The following is a 16,631-nucleotide window of genomic DNA, read 5'->3' as shown; positions in this document are numbered from 1 at the left end:
TGTTTCAATTGAATTGAGGCCAATGATGAGCGGCACCGCACCAGCGATTGAACTGAAGGGCATTTCCAAGGCCTTCGGGCCGGTTCAGGCCAACAAGGACATCTCCATCCGCGTCATGCCGGGCACGATCCACGGGATCATCGGCGAAAACGGCGCAGGCAAATCGACCCTGATGTCGATCCTCTACGGCTTCTACAAGGCCGACAAGGGCGAGGTGTTCATCAACGGCACCAAGACCGAGATCCCAGACAGCCAGGCCGCCATCGCCGCCGGCATCGGCATGGTCTTCCAGCATTTCAAGCTGGTCGAGAATTTCACCGTGGTCGAGAACGTGATCCTCGGCGCCGAGGACGGCGCCATGCTCACCCCGTCGATCGCGAAGGCCCGCAAGTCGCTGAAACAGCTTGCGGAAGAATACGAGTTGAACGTCGACCCCGACGCCAAGATCGAGGACCTCTCGGTCGGGCACCAGCAGCGGGTCGAAATCCTCAAGGCGCTCTACCGCCAGGCCGATATCCTGATCCTGGACGAACCGACCGGCGTGCTGACGCCCGCCGAGGCCGACCACCTGTTCCGGATCCTCGACAACCTGCGCAACGAGGGCAAGACGATCATCCTGATCACCCACAAGCTGCGCGAGATCATGGAATATACCGACACCGTGTCGGTGATGCGCCAGGGCGAGATGACGGCGACCGTCAAGACCGCCGAGACCAGCCCCGAACAGCTGGCCGAGCTGATGGTGGGCCGCAAGGTCCTGCTGCGCGTCGACAAGAAACCGGCCGCGCCGGGCGACGTGGTCCTGTCGGTCAAGGACCTGAAGGTGACCGACGGCGCGGGCGTGGAACGGGTCAAGGGCATCAGCTTCGACATCCGCGCGGGCGAGATCTACGGCATTGCCGGGGTCGCCGGGAACGGCCAGTCGGAACTGATGGAGGTGCTGGGAGGCATGCGCACCGGCACCGGCACGATCTCCCTGAACGGCGAGCCGGTGGACCTGACCGGCAAGTATTCCGACGGCCAGTCAAGGCGCGCGCGCGGGATTTCCCACGTTCCGGAGGATCGTCACGACGAGGGTTTGATCCTCGATTACACCGCCTGGGAAAACACCATCTTCGGCTATCACCGCGATCCCAAATGGTCGTCCGGCCCGCTGATGAACAACGCCGCGATCATCCAGGAAGCCGAGGCGAAGATGCAGCGCTTCGACGTGCGGCCGCCGATCCCGACGCTGAAGGCCAAGAGCTTTTCCGGCGGCAACCAGCAGAAGATCGTGCTGGCCCGCGAGATCGAGAAGAACCCCGACCTTCTGCTGGTCGGTCAGCCGACACGCGGCGTCGATATCGGCGCCATCGAATTCATCCACCAGGAGATCATCCGCCTGCGCGACGAGGGCAAGGCGATCCTGCTCGTCTCGGTCGAACTGGACGAGATCCGGTCGCTGTCGGACCGCATCGCGGTGATGTTCGACGGCAAGATCATGGGCGAACGCGACCCCGAAACCACGGATGAGCGGGAACTGGGCCTGATGATGGCCGGGATTTCCGAAGAGCCGGACAAACCGGCCTGGAAAGCGGTCGAGGAAAACCTCGAAGCGGTCGAACACGGAGAGGCGCCGAAACATGGATAAGATGCCAGCCTGGGCCGATGTGGTCCTGATCCCCATCATCTCGCTGATCCTCGCGGGCATCCTGTCGACGCTGGTGATCCTGGCCATCGGGGAAAACCCGCTGGAGGCCTACAAGCTGATGATCGAGGGCGCGCTGATGCGCTCTGCCGGGTGGGGCTATACGCTCTATTACGCGACCAATTTCATGTTCACCGGGCTTGCCGTCTCGGTGGCCTTCCATGCGCGGATGTTCAACATCGGCGGCGAAGGCCAGGCGATGCTGGGTGGTCTGGGCGTGGCCCTGGCCTGTCTCTTCATCCCGTGGCCGCACTGGTCGCTGGCGATCCTTGGTTCGTCCATCGGCGCAGCACTCTTCGGGGCGGCCTGGGCGCTGATCCCGGCCTATCTGCAAGCCAAGCGCGGCAGCCATATCGTGATCACCACGATCATGTTCAACTTCATCGCGGCGGCGCTGCTGAACTACCTGCTGGTCGGGTTGCTGAAGCCCGCAGGCGCAATGGACCCGGCAACCGCCAAGTTCCCCGAACCCACGCATCTGCCGACCTTCCAGGACATGTTCGCCACCGCCGAAACCCCGCTGTTCCGGGGCGCGCCGGCGAACGTGTCGTTCTTCCTGGCGCTGCTGGCCTGCCTTCTAGTCTGGCTGCTGATCTGGCGCACGAAGCTGGGTTATGAAATCCGCGCTTTCGGCTATTCGCAGAGCGGCGCGAAATACGCGGGCATCAGCGGGGTGAAGACGATCATCATCGCCATGCTGATCTCGGGCGGGCTGGCCGGGATGATGGCCGTGAACACCACCCAGGGCGAGGCCGAACGCCTGATCCTGAACATGACCGAAGGCGCGGGTTTCATCGGGATCGCGGTGGCGCTGATGGGCCGCAACCATCCCTTCGGCGTGCTGCTGGCGGCGATCCTCTTCGGTTTCCTCTACCAGGGGGGCGCGGAGCTGGCGCTCTGGACCTCGATCCCGCGCGAACTGATCGTGGTCATCCAGGCGCTGGTGATCCTGTTCACCGGGGCGCTGGACAACATGGTGCGCATGCCGCTTGAAAAACTGTTCCTTGCCCTGCGCAAGAAGGAGGCCTGAGCCATGGATTTCCTGACAATCCTCCAGGTCCTCGACTCGACCATACGCCTGGCCACACCGCTGCTGCTGGCCTGTCTGGCCGGGCTGTTTTCCGAACGCGCGGGCATTTTCGACATCGGGCTGGAAGGCAAGATGCTGGCCGCGGCGTTCTTCTCGGCGGCGGTGGCCTACATGACCGGGTCGGTCTGGCTGGGCCTGCTGGCGGGCATTGCGGCGTCGATGGCGCTTTCGGCGCTGCATGGCATCGCCTCGATCACCTTCCAAGGCAACCAGCTGATCTCGGGCGTGGCGATCAACTTCCTCGCGGCGGGCATGACGGTGCTGATCGCGCAGGACTGGTTCAGCCAGGGCGGGCGCACCCCGTCGCTGACCGGGGCGGGCCGGTTCAACTCGATCACCCTGCCCTTCGCCGAAAGCCTGCAATCGGTACCGATCCTGGGGCCGATCTATCACGACCTGATCTCGGGCCACACGATCCTGGTCTACGTCGCCTTCCTGATGGTGCCGCTGACCTGGTGGATCCTGTTCCGCACCCGGTTCGGCCTGCGCCTGCGCGCGGTCGGGGAAAACCCCGCCGCCGTCGACACGGCCGGCGTTTCCGTTGTCGGACTGCGCTTTGCCGCCGTGGGCATCTGCGGGATCCTCTGCGGGGTCGCCGGCGCCTACCTGGCCACCGCGCTTCAGGCGGGCTTCGTCAAGGACATGTCGGCCGGTCGCGGCTACATCGCGCTGGCGGCACTGATCTTTGCCAAGTGGCGGCCGTGGTACGCGCTGATGTCGACCATGCTGTTCGGTTTCCTGCAGGCGATCGCGCTGCGCCCCGACCTGATCCAGAACACGATCGGCGTGAAGGTGCAGGTGCAATTGCTGGACGCCCTACCCTATATCCTGACGGTCATCATCCTGGCTGGCTTCGTCGGCAAGGCCATTCCCCCGCGTGCGGGCGGCGAGCCCTACGTCAAGGAACGCTAAGCCCGTCGGGAGACACAGATTTCCTGCGCCGCCCGCCGCTGAATGCTTGCGGCATCGCAGCGAGCCGGCGTAGGTAGAGACATGCAAATCTACCTGCCCATAGCCGAGGTCTCGGTGAACGTGCTGCTGCTGATCGGCATCGGCGGCATCGTGGGCATCCTGTCGGGCATGTTCGGCGTAGGCGGCGGATTTCTGATCACGCCGCTTTTGTTTTTCGTGGGCATCCCGCCGGCCGTGGCGGTTGCGACTTCGGCCAACCAGATCGTGGCCTCGTCGATCTCGGCCGTGCTGGCACATCTCAGGCGCAAGACCGTGGACCTCAAGATGGGGACGGTCCTTCTGATCTCGGGCATGATCGGCGCGGGTCTGGGCATGATCCTGTTCAATTACCTGCGCAGCTTGGGCCAGGTCGATCTGCTGGTGAACCTCTGCTACGTGGTCTTCCTGGGCATCATCGGCGCGCTGATGTTCATCGAGAGCCTGCGCGCCCTGCAACGATCGCGCCGCAAGCCGGGCACCGTGGCCCCCCGCAAACCGCGCAAGCAGCGTGGCTGGGTCTACGCGCTGCCCTTCAAGATGCGGTTCCGGACCTCGGGCCTGTATATCTCGGTCATTCCGCCCGCAGTGGTGGGGATGTTCGTGGGCACGATGTCGGCGATCATGGGCGTGGGTGGCGGGTTCATCATGGTTCCCGCGATGATCTACCTGCTCCACATGCCCACCAAGGTCGTGATCGGCACGTCGCTGTTCCAGATCATCTTCGTCACCGGCTTCACCACCCTGCTGCACGCGGTCACGAACCAGAGCGTCGACATCATGCTGGCGGTCGTCCTGCTGGTCGGCGGCGTGGTCGGGGCGCAATTCGGCACCACGCTGGGCGCCCGGATGAAGGCCGAACAATTGCGCATCCTGCTGGCCCTCCTGGTGCTGGCGGTCTGTGGCAAGCTGGCGCTGGACCTGCTGTTGCAGCCGGCCGAGCTGTATGAAATCGGGACCTCCTGAGATGCGCCGGTTCCTCACCCTCCTCTTCCTTCTGATCGCCGCGCCGCTCTGCGCGCAGGAGGATGTGGTGCTGGGCCTCAGCCAGGACCGCGTGCGCATCACGGCCAGTTTCGACGGGTCGGAAATCCTGGTCTTCGGTGCGGTGAAACGCGAAAGCCCGATCAGCGACGTGCCGCTCGACGTGATCGTGACGCTGGCCGGTCCGACGGAACGGCTGACCCTGCACAAGAAGGACCGCATCGTTGGCATCTGGATCAACAGCGAAACGGTGACGATCAAGGCTGCGCCCAGCTTCTACGCCGTCGCATCAACCGGGCCGCTGGACGCTATTCTGCGCCGAACCGAGGACCTGCGCCATTCGGTGACCGTGCCGCGGGCAATCCGGTCGGTCGGCGCAAGCTCTGTCACCGACAACCCCGCTGCCTTCACCAACGCGCTGATCCGTATCCGTGAAAACGCAGGCGTCTATCAAAGCCTCGAGGGCGCCGTGCAGCTGGATCAGCAGACCCTGTTCCGCACCCGCATCTCCATGCCGGCAAACCTGACCGAAGGCCAGTACAACACGCGGGTTTTCCTGCTGCGCGAGGGGCACGTCGTGTCGCGCTTCGACACGGCCATCGACGTACGCAAGGTGGGGCTGGAACGCTGGCTGTACCTGTTGTCACAGAACCAGCCGCTGATCTACGGCATCCTGTCGCTGTCGATCGCGATTGCGGCGGGCTGGCTTGCCTCGGCCCTGTTCCGGGCCATCCGGCAGGGCTAGGCGGTCTGGTTCTGGTTGGCCAGCGCCAGGGTGTGACCGCGCAGCCAGGACATGAAGCCCCGCGGATCGGTCTTAAGCTGCTCCATCTGCGCATCCGACAGCGGATCGCCCACGACAGGCGATTGCGGCTTGTTGCAGCTGTGAACGATCTCGTGCAGCAGCATCGCCTGGCGCAGGATCGGCGAGATCCGGTTGGCCATCTGGTACCAGCGGCTGTTGGAGCCGGGGAAGTAGATCGGCACGACCCGCGCGCCGGACCGACGGATCATCTGCGCGGTGAAGACGTTCCATTCTGCCTCGACCGCCGGGCCGAACATCGACTCGGATGCCGCCACGACCCCCGAGGGAAACAGGGAGATCAGCCCCCCCTCTTTCAGATGCGCCATCGCCTTGGCCCGCATCTCAACCGATTTGCGCTGTGCGTCGGCATCGTGCGGAAAGGGCACGGGGATCATGTAGCTCGAGGCGACCTCGTCGATACCGGTCAGCAGCTGACGCGTCAGGATCTTGTAATCGCTGCGCACCCGCCCGATCAGGTCGGCCAGGATCATGCCGTCGACCATGCCGTGGGGATGGTTCGCGACCACCACGACGGGCCCTTCGGTCGGGATCTTGTCCAATTGCGATTGCGGCGTCAGCAGGTCGATGCCCATGACGTCCAGCGTCGCCCGCCAGAAGGCCTGGCCCTGCGGCGCGCCCTGCTTTTCGAACTTCCGGATCATCCGGATGATGGACACCTTGCCGGTCATCCATTCGATGGCCCGGATCACGTTCCGGCGCCAGGGATCTTCGAATGACGTGGAATAGGTCAGCGACCGGCGGTCATACTTGGTAAAGGTGACATTCTGATCGCCGTCGGACACACTGGGGCCGCCGCTTGCGGCCGGGGCGAGCGTCGTGCGGTTCTGCGTGCTGTCTACCAAGGGCGTCCCCCTAAGCCTTTCCCGTGCCTCCGGTTCAAAGCCGAAGGTCACATGTCCTCGCCGAACCTGTCCGCCACGAGGGCCTGCAGCGCATCCGCCAAGGGCTCGGCGTCCGGTCCGGACGTTTCGACCTCAATAGTGGTTCCCTTCGACGCTGCCAACATCAAAAGGCCCATGATCGAATCCCCGCCTGTGGACATGCCGTCGCGGCTGATTTCCGCACGGGCGTCAAAGCCTTCGACCACCTCCACCAGCTTGGCGGAGGCCCGGGCGTGCAGCCCCTTCTCGTTGACGATCTCGAGAGTTCTGGTGACGGTCTTGCTCATCGGTCCTTAATGCGCGCTGAGGTTCTGGCTGTCGATATATTTTCGACCCGCTTCCGTTGCGGCACGAACCGCATCCCCCAGCGGAAGATGGCGCGATTTCGCCAGCTTGATCAGAAGCGGCAGGTTCGCGCCGTAGAGGATCCGACGGTCTTCGGGGCGGCAGGCCATCAGCGACAGGTTGGAGGGCGAGCCGCCGAACATGTCCACCACTACCACGACCCCCTCGCCGCGATCCACCTCGTCGGCGGCGGTGCAGATCTCGTTCTGCTTGGCGGAACGGTCGTGGCTGGCCTCGATGGCGACGGTCCGCACGCCAGGCTGTTCACCAACGACATGTTCCATCGCCGCGAGGTATTCGCGGGCCAGGCCACCATGTGCAACGATCACGATGCCAATCAAAGGCTGTTGTCCTTCCTCGTGCTCGGTTTTCCGCAGGACGCGTCCTGTTCCCATCGTCCCGCCTTTACGCCTGTGCCGCAGCGCGGCGTTCGAGCTCTCGGTGCCTAATTGACACTTGCCAGCCACTCTGTGCAAGAGCCTTGGAAAGCTTCTCTGTCACGGTCACGGATCGGTGCTGACCGCCGGTACATCCGAACGCGATCGAGAAATAGGCTTTGCCTTCCGCGACATAGGCAGGAAGAAGCATCTCGGTCAGGTCCCGGACCTTGTCGAAAAAGGCGGGGAAGCGGGGATCTGCCGTCACGTAATCCTGAACGACCTCTGCGGTGCCATCCAGCCCGCGCAACGACTGATCCCAGTAGGGATTGCGCAGGAACCGGGTGTCGAACACCATGTCGATGCCACGCGGCAACCCGCGCTTGTAGCTGAAGGAATGGATCGAGACCGCCAGCGACTGCCCGCGCTTGACCGCGAACCAGCGCAGCATCTCGTTGCGCATGTCATGCGGGGTCAGGTCGGTACTGTCGATCAGGATGTCGGCGCGGCTGCGGATCGGCACCAGCAGGTCCAGTTCCCGCGCGATACCCTCTTCGGCGTTTTCCGCGGGTGCCATCGGGTGGCGACGGCGGGTTTCCGAAAAGCGTTTCAGCAGCATGTCGGGATTGCAGTCGAGATACAGCACCTCAAGCGGCAGCGTCCGGTCTTCGGACCAGCGGTCGATCATCTCGATCAGGGCATTGGTTGAGAAATCGCGGTTCCGCACATCGATGCCAAGTGCCATCGGTCGGGCCAGCGGCGGACCGTCCAGCAACCGGGGGATCATCGACAAGGGCAGGTTGTCGATGGTTTCGTAGCCCAGATCTTCCAGCGCGCGAATGGCCGTGGACCGCCCCGCACCAGAGGGCCCGGTGACCAGCACCAGCCGTTCCGGTGTCGTGATGTCGCTTTGTCGGCTCAGGTCTTCCATGATGCTACCCTGTGCGCTCAGGCCTCCCGTCCCCCACGTAGATATTGCAGAATCGACGGGGCAAAATGCGCGGTCCCGGTATTGTGAAGCACAGGGATGGAAATCCCCAGTAAATTTTTGCTGCGGCGCGGCGGAAGACGATCTGTTTCCTGTTGGTCCAGGTCCACGGAAAGGGCCACGCGGACGTCTTCCCGGTGGCGCGCCTTCAGGATGCCCACGCCCCGCGCCTCGATCCGGCCCGCGATGGCCGCGGGCGGGGTGGCGATCAGGTTGCCCCCGGCGATCTGCAGCAGTACCCGGTCATCCGCCACCAGGACCGCGCCGAAGGCCATCAGGGTCAGGGCCAGCGCGGACTTACCCGACCCCGACGCGCCCTCGATCAGGACGGCCTGATCGTCGACGGCAACGGCGGTGGCATGAAGCAGAAGCTGGTCGGGCGACGGTGTCATCCGACCCGACCCTCAGATCGGCAGACCGACGACAAAACGCGCCCCCAGCGGGTCGGAGGTGATGTCGGCATCCGTCGGGCGGATGTTCTCGGCCCAGATCACGCCGCCATGCGCTTCGACGATCTGCTTGGAGATCGCGAGACCCAGGCCGGAATTGTTGCCGAAATCGGTCGCGGGCCGGTGCGAATAGAAGCGTTTGAAAATCTTCTGCAGCGACTGGTCCGGGATGCCGGGGCCTGTATCCTCGACCACCACCAGCACGCGATTTTCGCGACGCCGCGCCCAGACCCGGATCGCATCGCCATCCTCGCAGAAGCTCGTCGCGTTGGTGATCAGGTTCACGAAGACCTGCGCCAGCCGCGCCTCGAGCCCGCGCAGAACGATCGACTCGTTCGGCAGGTCCGAGATGAAGTCGATGCCCTTTTCCTGCGCCTGATCGCCAAGGAAGTCGCTGAGATTTCGCAGCATCTTGATCAGGTCGAAGGGCTCCTGCTCCTCCTTGACCAGTTCGCTGTCCAGTCGCGACGCGTTGGAGATATCGCTGACCAGCCGGTCAAGCCGCCGCACGTCGTGGTCGATCACGTCCAGCAGCTGGGTGCGCTGATCCTCGCGCTTGGCCATCCGCAATGTCACGACCGCAGAGCGGAGCGAGGCAAGCGGGTTCTTGATCTCATGCGCCACGTCGGCGGCAAATTGTTCGTTCGCGTCGATCCGTTCGTACAGCGCGGAGACCATGCCCCTGAGCGCACCTGAAAGGCGCCCGATCTCATCCGGGCGTGCGGTCAGGTCTGGAATGCGGACGCGGGCCGGGGCCACGGACTTGTTGTCGCGATCGCGCCCGACCTCGGCCGCGGCGGCCAGGTCCGACAGCGGGTTGGCGATGGTGGAGGCCAGGACCAGGCTGAGCCCCACGGAGACCAGCGTGGCGATGACGAACATCTGCAACACGCGTTCCCGTTCGCTGCGCACGATGGCGTCGATCTCTCCGGCCGACGAGGCGAGCGCCACGGCGCCGATCGTCTGGCCCCCCTGCACGATGGGCGAGGCGACGGCCAGGAAGGACCCGGCATCGCCGCGCCCGGTACTGATCTGGGTTTCGCCGCTCATCGAGGCCTCGACAAGGGCGCGGGCCTGATCCTCGACGGGGACGTCGGGAATGTCACGTTTGCCGGAGGAGAAGATCGCCGTCAGCCCGTTCCAGAACGACGTCAGGAAATCGATCAGGATGGTCTTGCCGCCCTCGTCGGGCGATTGGCCGCCGATGACCCGTTCCGTCGCGCCGGACATGCGGCCGACCAGCGTGCCGTCCGGATCGAAGACATAAAGATCGATGCCACGGCGCAGATCCAGCCCGGCGAGCGTCTGGGCCACGTTGACCCCCTCGCCCGCCACCAGGTTGGCCGGTGCGGTTTGCGGCAGCTGCGCCTCGAAGATGTCAGCGACAAGTTCTGCCTCGCTGACGAGACCTGCGGCGCGCTGCATCACCAGGCTTTCGCGGGATGCGGAGAGGTAGAGGATGCCCGCGACCAGAACGTTCAACGCGATCAGGTTGAAAATGATGATCTTGCGCGTCAGCGGCGAGGTCTTGAGAGAGAATAGCCCACGGCGTTCGCGGCGGACGCGAAGCTCTTCCGCGACCGTGGCGTTTGGTGCGACGAAGTCGTCGCCCAGCACCACGTCACCGTTGGTGTCAGGCGTGTTGTCGCGCAAACTGATCCTCTCGGCGAGTGCCATCACTCTTCGTTGTATCTGTACCCGATACCATAGAGCGTCTCAATCGCGGAAAATTCCGGATCGACGCTGCGCATCTTCTTCCGCAGACGCTTGATATGACTGTCGATCGTGCGGTCGTCCACATAGACCTGATCGTCGTAGGCCACGTCCATCAGCTGGTCGCGGGACTTCACGAAACCGGGGCGCTGAGCGAGCGCCTGAAGCAGCAGGAATTCGGTCACGGTCAGCGAAACGTCCAGCCCCTTCCAGGTCACCGCGTGGCGCAGCGGGTCCATCCGCAATTCGCCGCGTTCCATGACCTTGGTATCCTCGGTTTCGGGAATGACCTCACCGCCGATGGCATCCTGGCGACGCAGCAACGCGCGGATACGCTCGACCAGTAGACGCTGGCTGAAGGGCTTCTTGACGTAATCGTCGGCGCCCATCCGCAGGCCCAGGACCTCGTCGATCTCGTCGTCCTTGGAGGTCAGGAAGATCACTGGCATGGTGGTCTTCTGGCGCAGGCGCTGCAACAGGTCCATGCCGTCCATGCGCGGCATCTTGATGTCCAGCACGGCCATGTCGGGGAGTTTCTTGTTGAAGGCATCCAACGCGGCCTGGCCGTCATTGTAGGTTTCCACCTCGAAGCCCTCGGCTTCGAGTGTGATGGCGACCGATGTCAGGATATTCCTGTCATCGTCCACGAGGGCGATCTTGGACATCGAAGATTCCTTAAGCTGCTCGAATATTTTGTCTGTTTTTTTCCATTCTTCGCCTTTTCACCCTTTACAATCAATCCCAAATCGCGAATCGCGCATGCCCCGACGGCATGATTGTGGCGAAAATGTCTTAGAAATGCCTGAATCTCTCAGGAGACATGCCCGATGTTCCACCGTCTTACAGGCGATGTTCCGCAAGTGATTGCGCTAAACCGAACTTGGTGGCGCTAACTGCGCCAAAGCGTCCTGTTCATCCCGCCGGGCCGCATGTTAAGAGCGCCGCTATCGACGCTTTGCAGGGCGGTTTTCGACCCTGTGGTCGTCACTGGAAATGCTGCAAATGCGCAGTCAGAGGAGCTTGGCACATGACATTTGGACGGGTGAACCCGCAATTCCGCCTTGAAGATCAGGGGATCGAGGGGCTGGGCGATGTCTATTACAACCTGATGGAGCCTGCGCTGATCGAAGCGGCCCTGAAGAACGGCGAAGGCACGCTGGGCAATGGCGGTGCCTTCCTGGTGACGACCGGCAAGTTCACGGGCCGCTCTCCCAAGGACAAGCACGTGGTCAAGACCGACAGCGTGGCCGACAAGATCTGGTGGGAAAACAACGCCGAGATGTCGCCCGAGGGCTTCGACGCGCTGCATGCCGACATGCTTACGCATATGAAGGGCCGGAAATACTACGTGCAGGACCTTGTTGGCGGTGCCGATCCGGCGCTGGCGATCAATGTCCGCATGGTGACCGAGCTGGCCTGGCACAACCTGTTCATCCGCCACCTGCTGCGCCGCCCCGAGCGCACGGAGCTGGACGGGTTCATGGCCGATTTCACGATCATCAACTGCCCCAGCTTTCAGGCCGACCCGGCCAAGCACGGCTGCCGCAGCGAAACCGTGATCGCAATGAACTTCGACAAGAAGCTCATCCTGATCGGCGGCACCGAATATGCCGGTGAGAACAAGAAATCCGTGTTCACCCTGCTGAACTACCTGCTGCCTGAAAAGGGCGTGATGCCGATGCACTGCTCGGCCAACCACGCGCAGGACAACCCGGTCGACACCGCCGTGTTCTTCGGCCTGTCCGGCACCGGCAAGACGACCCTGTCCGCCGATCCGAACCGCATCCTGATCGGTGACGACGAACATGGCTGGTCCGACCGCGGCACCTTCAACTTCGAAGGCGGCTGCTATGCCAAGACGATCAACCTGTCTGCCGAGGCAGAGCCGGAAATCTACGCGACCACGACCAAGTTCGGCACCGTGATCGAGAACATGATCTTCGACGAAGAGACGTTCGAGCTCGACTTCGAAGATGACAGCCTGACCGCCAACATGCGCTGCGCCTACCCGCTGGACTATATCTCCAACGCTTCGGACACGGCCCTGGGCGGGCATCCGAAGAACATCATCATGCTGACCTGCGATGCCTTTGGCGTCCTGCCGCCGATCTCGCGGCTGACCCCGGCCCAGGCGATGTACCACTTCCTCTCGGGCTTCACCTCCAAGGTGGCCGGGACCGAGCGCGGCGTGACCGAGCCGGAACCGACCTTCTCCACCTGCTTCGGCGCACCGTTCATGCCGATGCGCCCCGAGGTCTACGGCAACCTGCTGCGCGAAAAGATCGCCAAGCACGGCGCCACCTGCTGGCTGGTGAACACCGGCTGGACCGGTGGCGCCTACGGCACCGGCTCCCGCATGCCGATCAAGGCCACCCGCGCCCTGCTGACCGCGGCGCTTGACGGGTCTCTGAACGAGGCAGAGTTCCGCAAGGATCCGAATTTCGGCTTCGACGTTCCGGTCTCCGTGCCCGGCGTGGCCGAGGTTCTGCTGGATCCGCGTCGCACCTGGGACGATCCGGAAGCCTATGATGCGCAGGCACAGAAACTGGTGAACATGTTCTCCGAGAACTTCGCCCAGTACCTGCCCTTCATCGACGAAGACGTGAAAGCCGCCGCCATCGGCTGAACCGATGCTGTCGCGACTTCAAGACATCGCACGCCTCGCCATTCTTGGCGGGGCGTTGCTTTATGGTGCGGCCGCTTCGGCGCAGACGGTCATTCACGAGATGATCGACACGGTCGAATACGGCATCATCTGCGACTACCTTCCCGAAGGCACCCCGACCGACGCCCCCGGCACCAATGCCGGCATGGTGCGCAAGGGCGGGACGACCCCGGATTTCGACATTGAGACGACGGTTGTTCCGGCCCGCCCCGGCCTCGCCTTCGGCCTGCGGGTCATCGCGTCGGCCCAGCTGGGCCGATTTCCCGTCACCATGGTCACCCGGCATCCGTCCTTCGGTCCCGGCTACAAGACCGAAGAGCGCTGGACCTCGACCCTGACCGGCGGCATCCCGAACATCCGCCTCTTCTTCTTCGAGTTCGAATACGAGATGGCCCCCGGCGACTGGTATCTCGAGGTCTATGACGGGGACATATTGCTGGTGCAGCAGAAATTCACCGTGGTCAGCGAAACCGAGGGCGCAGAGCTTCTTGGCGGCTGCCCGGAGCCGAACCTGACGTCCTGAGGACGTGGCCGCGCCGCCCGCCGGGCGTCACGACATCAAGCCGCGATTACTCGTACCAGGTGCCCGTCTTGCACATCTGGAACTGCTTGATCTTCAAGGTTCCCACGGCGCCGTTCGACTTTGCGTAACGCAGGATCTTTTCTCCGCTACTTTCGACGATCCGGATCACCCGGGACGAGGAGACATATTCGACGCTGTCGTCGGACATAATACATTTCAACATGACAAGGCTCTTTTGCGTTCAAATAGGCTACTCAAACGGTCGCTGCGGAACGATGAAGGGTCAAGTTGTTTGTTATCTGGATCGGGTCCTGGCCAGCCTGTTCTCGCCAGCCGCCAGAGTTTAACCCATCAACCCGCGCCGCACGAGGTTTCCGCCCGCCACCAGCAGCACGACCAGTGTGGCCTTGCGGAACGCCGCCTGGTCGATGCGGTCCTGCACGCGGAACCCGATCCACATGCCCGCCAGCGCCGTCGGCACCAGCGCGATCGAGAACGGCAGGGTTTGCATGTTGATCACGCCGCTGGCGACATGCGCAAAGAACAGCGCCACGGCGCCCAGCCCGTAGATCACGCCCTGAACGCGGATCTGTTCCTTCTTGGGTGTCTCCAGCGCCGTCAGGTAGGCCACCGTGGGCGGCCCCCACACCCCCGAGAAGCCCCCGATGAAGCCGGCAAAGCTGGCAATCGCTACTTCGACCCAGCGAGAAGGGTTGGCGCCCAGCTTCAACGCCTTGCCCATCAACTGCGTGATCGCGAACAGAACGATCGGCACACCGATCATCAGCAACATGACATTGCCGGGCAGGATCCGCACCATCTGGGCCGAGATGATCAGCGCAATGAACCCGATGACCAGGAAGGTCCGGAACCGCTTGACCGACTCCCAGGCCGCGGCCCAGCCCTGGCGCAGCGCTTGCCAGCCATTGGTCATCAAGGTGGGCAGGATCAGGCCCGCCAGCGCGAGTTCCGGGCTGACGAAGCTGCCCATGCCCGAGATCATGATCATCGGCATGGCAAATCCCACCATGCCCTTTACGATACCAGCCACGAATCCCACGAACAGGCAGGCCAGCAGGGCGCCAAGTGGCACCGTATCCATCAAGAGGTCCATTCAGGCCTCTTACCACCCCTGCGACGCTACGCCACTGGAAAATCAAGCGCGCAACATTACGTCGCCAGGGTGTCGGGCGACGCATATTTGTTGCGCTGCACCTGCAAAATAGCTATGCCCGGCGGAAATAGGGAAAGGGATGATTCATGGCACATGACGGACAGGATGGAATGATGACGGAAACCGTGATTTTGCCCGACCTTCTGGGTCTGACGAAAGCCGCGATCGCGCCGGTCGAGGGGCTGCTCGAGAAGGCCCAGAGCTCTGTCCGCGCCATGGTTGCCCCCGATGGCGGCAAGATCACCACCCCGGCCGTGGAACAGCACCAGACCGCAACCCACGGGCTAGCCTGGCTGGCCACCTACGTGGAATCCCTGCGGCAGATGCAGAAATGGGCCGAACACCTGTCCGGCGAGGGCAAGTTCGGTGAGCTGGAGCAATTGCTGCACCAGATCGCCTTTGGCGAATACCTTTGGCAGATCTACGGCGGCATCCAGATGTCCCAGAACGAGATCGTGCGCCTGCAGGATCTCGGCCTGTCCCAGGAGGATCAGCGCGGCCTGATGGTCGATGCCGTCATGACCCTGTGCAATTCCGGCAACAGCCAGGCCGCCCGGTCCCGCCTGGCCGCGCTGATGGTCGAACAGCAGGGCGCGACGATGTTCGGCGCCTCCGGCCTGGATGAAGAGCTCGAGATGATCCGCGACCAGTTCCGCCGCTACGCGGTCGAAAAGGTCGAACCCCATGCCCATGAATGGCACCTCAAGGACGAGCTGATCCCTATGGAGGTCATCAACGAGCTGGCCGAAATGGGTGTCTTCGGCCTGACCATCCCCGAAGACTTCGGCGGGCTGGGCCTGACCAAGGCCTCCATGGTTGTCGTGTCCGAGGAATTGTCGCGCGGCTATATCGGTGTCGGCTCCCTGGCCACCCGGTCGGAAATCGCGGCCGAGCTGGTCCTGGCCGGCGGCACCGACGCCCAGAAGGAACAATGGCTGCCCGGCCTGTCTTCGGGTGAGATCCTGCCAACTGCCGTCTTCACGGAACCGAATACCGGGTCCGACCTCGCCTCCCTGCGCACCCGCGCGGTGAAGGACGACAACGGTGATTACAAGATCACCGGCAACAAGACCTGGATCACCCATGCCGCCCGGACGCACGTGATGACCGTGCTGGCCCGCACCGACCCGGCCTCGAAGGATCATAACGGTCTTTCGATGTTCCTGGCCGAGAAGACCCCCGGTACGGACGAGGCCCCCTTCCCCACCGAGGGCATGACCGGCGGCGAGATCGAGGTGCTGGGTTATCGCGGCATGAAGGAATACGAGCTGGGCTTCGACAATTTCCACGTGAAGGGCGAAAACCTTCTCGGTGGGGTCGAGGGCCAGGGCTTCCGCCAGCTGATGAAGACGTTCGAGGCCGCGCGCATTCAGACCGCCGCCCGCGCCATCGGTGTGGCCCAGGCCGCGCTGGATGTCGGCATGCAATATGCGCTGGACCGCAAGGCATTTGACGCGCAGCTGATCAGCTTCCCGCGCGTGTCGGGCAAGCTGGCGATGATGGCGGTCGAAATCATGATCGCTCGGCAGCTGACCTATTTCTCGGCCTTCGAGAAGGACAACGACCGCCGCTGCGACCTGGAGGCCGGCATGGCCAAGCTGCTGGGCGCCCGTGTTGCCTGGTCCTGTGCCGACAATGCACTGCAAATACACGGCGGCAACGGCTTCGCGCTGGAATACACCGTGTCGCGTCTGCTCTGCGACGCGCGGATCCTGAACATCTTCGAAGGCGCCGCGGAAATCCAGGCCCAGGTGATCGCCCGCCGTCTTCTGGGCTGATTCGCGACGAATCATTGAATATGGCGCCGGGCAGATAAACTCTGCCCGGTTTTTTTATTATCAACGTCAATCAGTTAGATGATTTATACCTCAACGTATTTCCGCCAAGCGGAATTTCAGATTGAACAGCGGAATAAAGGTGCTGTTAGGTCATTCTGGGTGCCATAAATCCCGAAATCGCAAAGATTTACGCGCGGGAAGTA

17 protein-coding genes are annotated in these 16,631 nt (G+C 63.2%); 8 read left to right on the top strand and 9 right to left on the bottom strand.

The genetic code is table 11. The features are described from left to right. Positions 1 to 25: 25 nt before the first annotated feature. From ATO9_RS02975 to ATO9_RS02955, 5 genes are all read left to right on the top strand, one after another. Positions 26 to 1,630, top strand: a complete 1,605-nt coding sequence (locus tag ATO9_RS02975) for an ABC transporter ATP-binding protein (RefSeq protein WP_043744775.1) — start codon at positions 26 to 28, stop codon at positions 1,628 to 1,630. Further along, positions 1,623 to 2,717: an ABC transporter permease gene (locus ATO9_RS02970; RefSeq protein WP_043744774.1), complete on the top strand. Its 1,095-nt coding sequence runs from the start codon at positions 1,623 to 1,625 to the stop codon at positions 2,715 to 2,717. The genes ATO9_RS02975 and ATO9_RS02970 overlap by 8 nt, the downstream gene beginning before the upstream one ends. 3 nt (positions 2,718 to 2,720) lie before the next feature. Beyond that, positions 2,721 to 3,689, top strand: a complete 969-nt coding sequence (locus ATO9_RS02965) for an ABC transporter permease (RefSeq protein WP_043744771.1) — start codon at positions 2,721 to 2,723, stop codon at positions 3,687 to 3,689. Between the two features lie 81 nt (positions 3,690 to 3,770). Beyond that, entirely contained in the window at positions 3,771 to 4,691 is a 921-nt protein-coding gene (locus tag ATO9_RS02960) for a sulfite exporter TauE/SafE family protein (protein ID WP_043744770.1), read from the top strand. Position 4,692: 1 nt separating this feature from the next. Next, the gene (locus tag ATO9_RS02955; protein ID WP_043744768.1) at positions 4,693 to 5,454 is read left to right on the top strand and encodes a TIGR02186 family protein; all 762 of its coding nucleotides are present in this window, start codon (positions 4,693 to 4,695) and stop codon (positions 5,452 to 5,454) included. On the opposite strand, the gene ATO9_RS02950 is transcribed toward ATO9_RS02955, so the two are convergent. From ATO9_RS02950 to ATO9_RS02920, 7 genes are all read right to left on the bottom strand, one after another. Beyond that, entirely contained in the window at positions 5,451 to 6,317 is an 867-nt protein-coding gene (locus tag ATO9_RS02950; protein ID WP_238318663.1) for a lysophospholipid acyltransferase family protein, read from the bottom strand. The two genes, ATO9_RS02955 and ATO9_RS02950, sit on opposite strands and share 4 nt — an antisense overlap. A 107-nt stretch (positions 6,318 to 6,424) precedes the next feature. Further along, the gene (locus tag ATO9_RS02945) at positions 6,425 to 6,703 is read right to left on the bottom strand and encodes an HPr family phosphocarrier protein (RefSeq protein WP_043744761.1); all 279 of its coding nucleotides are present in this window, start codon (positions 6,701 to 6,703) and stop codon (positions 6,425 to 6,427) included. 6 nt (positions 6,704 to 6,709) lie between these two features. Continuing rightward, positions 6,710 to 7,102, bottom strand: a complete 393-nt coding sequence (locus ATO9_RS02940) for a PTS sugar transporter subunit IIA (protein WP_043744758.1) — start codon at positions 7,100 to 7,102, stop codon at positions 6,710 to 6,712. Between the two features lie 64 nt (positions 7,103 to 7,166). Next, on the bottom strand, positions 7,167 to 8,069 hold the full coding sequence (gene rapZ / locus ATO9_RS02935) for an RNase adapter RapZ (RefSeq protein ID WP_052418058.1): 903 nt from the start codon (positions 8,067 to 8,069) through the stop codon (positions 7,167 to 7,169). A gap of 17 nt (positions 8,070 to 8,086) precedes the next feature. Further along, the gene (locus tag ATO9_RS02930) at positions 8,087 to 8,518 is read right to left on the bottom strand and encodes an HPr kinase/phosphorylase (protein WP_043744756.1); all 432 of its coding nucleotides are present in this window, start codon (positions 8,516 to 8,518) and stop codon (positions 8,087 to 8,089) included. Positions 8,519 to 8,530: 12 nt separating this feature from the next. Beyond that, positions 8,531 to 10,252 (bottom strand): sensor histidine kinase, encoded by a 1,722-nt coding sequence (locus ATO9_RS02925; protein ID WP_043744752.1) that lies wholly within the window; start codon positions 10,250 to 10,252, stop codon positions 8,531 to 8,533. Continuing rightward, positions 10,252 to 10,953, bottom strand: a complete 702-nt coding sequence (locus ATO9_RS02920; protein ID WP_043744750.1) for a response regulator transcription factor — start codon at positions 10,951 to 10,953, stop codon at positions 10,252 to 10,254. The genes ATO9_RS02925 and ATO9_RS02920 overlap by 1 nt, the downstream gene beginning before the upstream one ends. 362 nt (positions 10,954 to 11,315) lie before the next feature. Between ATO9_RS02920 and ATO9_RS02915 the strand changes: the two genes are divergently transcribed. Together ATO9_RS02915 and ATO9_RS02910 are read left to right on the top strand one after the other, a co-directional pair. Further along, positions 11,316 to 12,914: a phosphoenolpyruvate carboxykinase gene (locus ATO9_RS02915; RefSeq protein ID WP_043744748.1), complete on the top strand. Its 1,599-nt coding sequence runs from the start codon at positions 11,316 to 11,318 to the stop codon at positions 12,912 to 12,914. Positions 12,915 to 12,918: 4 nt separating this feature from the next. Beyond that, positions 12,919 to 13,476 (top strand): DUF3859 domain-containing protein, encoded by a 558-nt coding sequence (locus tag ATO9_RS02910; protein ID WP_043744746.1) that lies wholly within the window; start codon positions 12,919 to 12,921, stop codon positions 13,474 to 13,476. 46 nt (positions 13,477 to 13,522) lie between these two features. On the opposite strand, the gene ATO9_RS24160 is transcribed toward ATO9_RS02910, so the two are convergent. Beyond that, positions 13,523 to 13,699, bottom strand: a complete 177-nt coding sequence (locus ATO9_RS24160; RefSeq protein ID WP_156127752.1) for a hypothetical protein — start codon at positions 13,697 to 13,699, stop codon at positions 13,523 to 13,525. 120 nt (positions 13,700 to 13,819) lie between these two features. Continuing rightward, positions 13,820 to 14,590, bottom strand: coding sequence for a sulfite exporter TauE/SafE family protein (locus tag ATO9_RS02905; protein WP_052418057.1), 771 nt, complete (start codon positions 14,588 to 14,590; stop codon positions 13,820 to 13,822). A 146-nt stretch (positions 14,591 to 14,736) separates the two neighbouring features. Here ATO9_RS02905 and ATO9_RS02900 point away from each other — a divergent pair, with 146 nt between their 5' ends. Further along, positions 14,737 to 16,428, top strand: coding sequence for an acyl-CoA dehydrogenase family protein (locus tag ATO9_RS02900; RefSeq protein WP_043744741.1), 1,692 nt, complete (start codon positions 14,737 to 14,739; stop codon positions 16,426 to 16,428). Positions 16,429 to 16,631 lie beyond the last annotated feature (203 nt).

Origin of the sequence: Pseudooceanicola atlanticus (assembly GCF_000768315.1) — a bacterium.
In the GTDB taxonomy this organism is placed as follows: Bacteria; Pseudomonadota; Alphaproteobacteria; order Rhodobacterales; family Rhodobacteraceae; genus Pseudooceanicola; species Pseudooceanicola atlanticus.
Note: the sequence above shows the minus strand (reverse complement) of the source record. Positions and strands in the feature narration are given on the sequence as shown.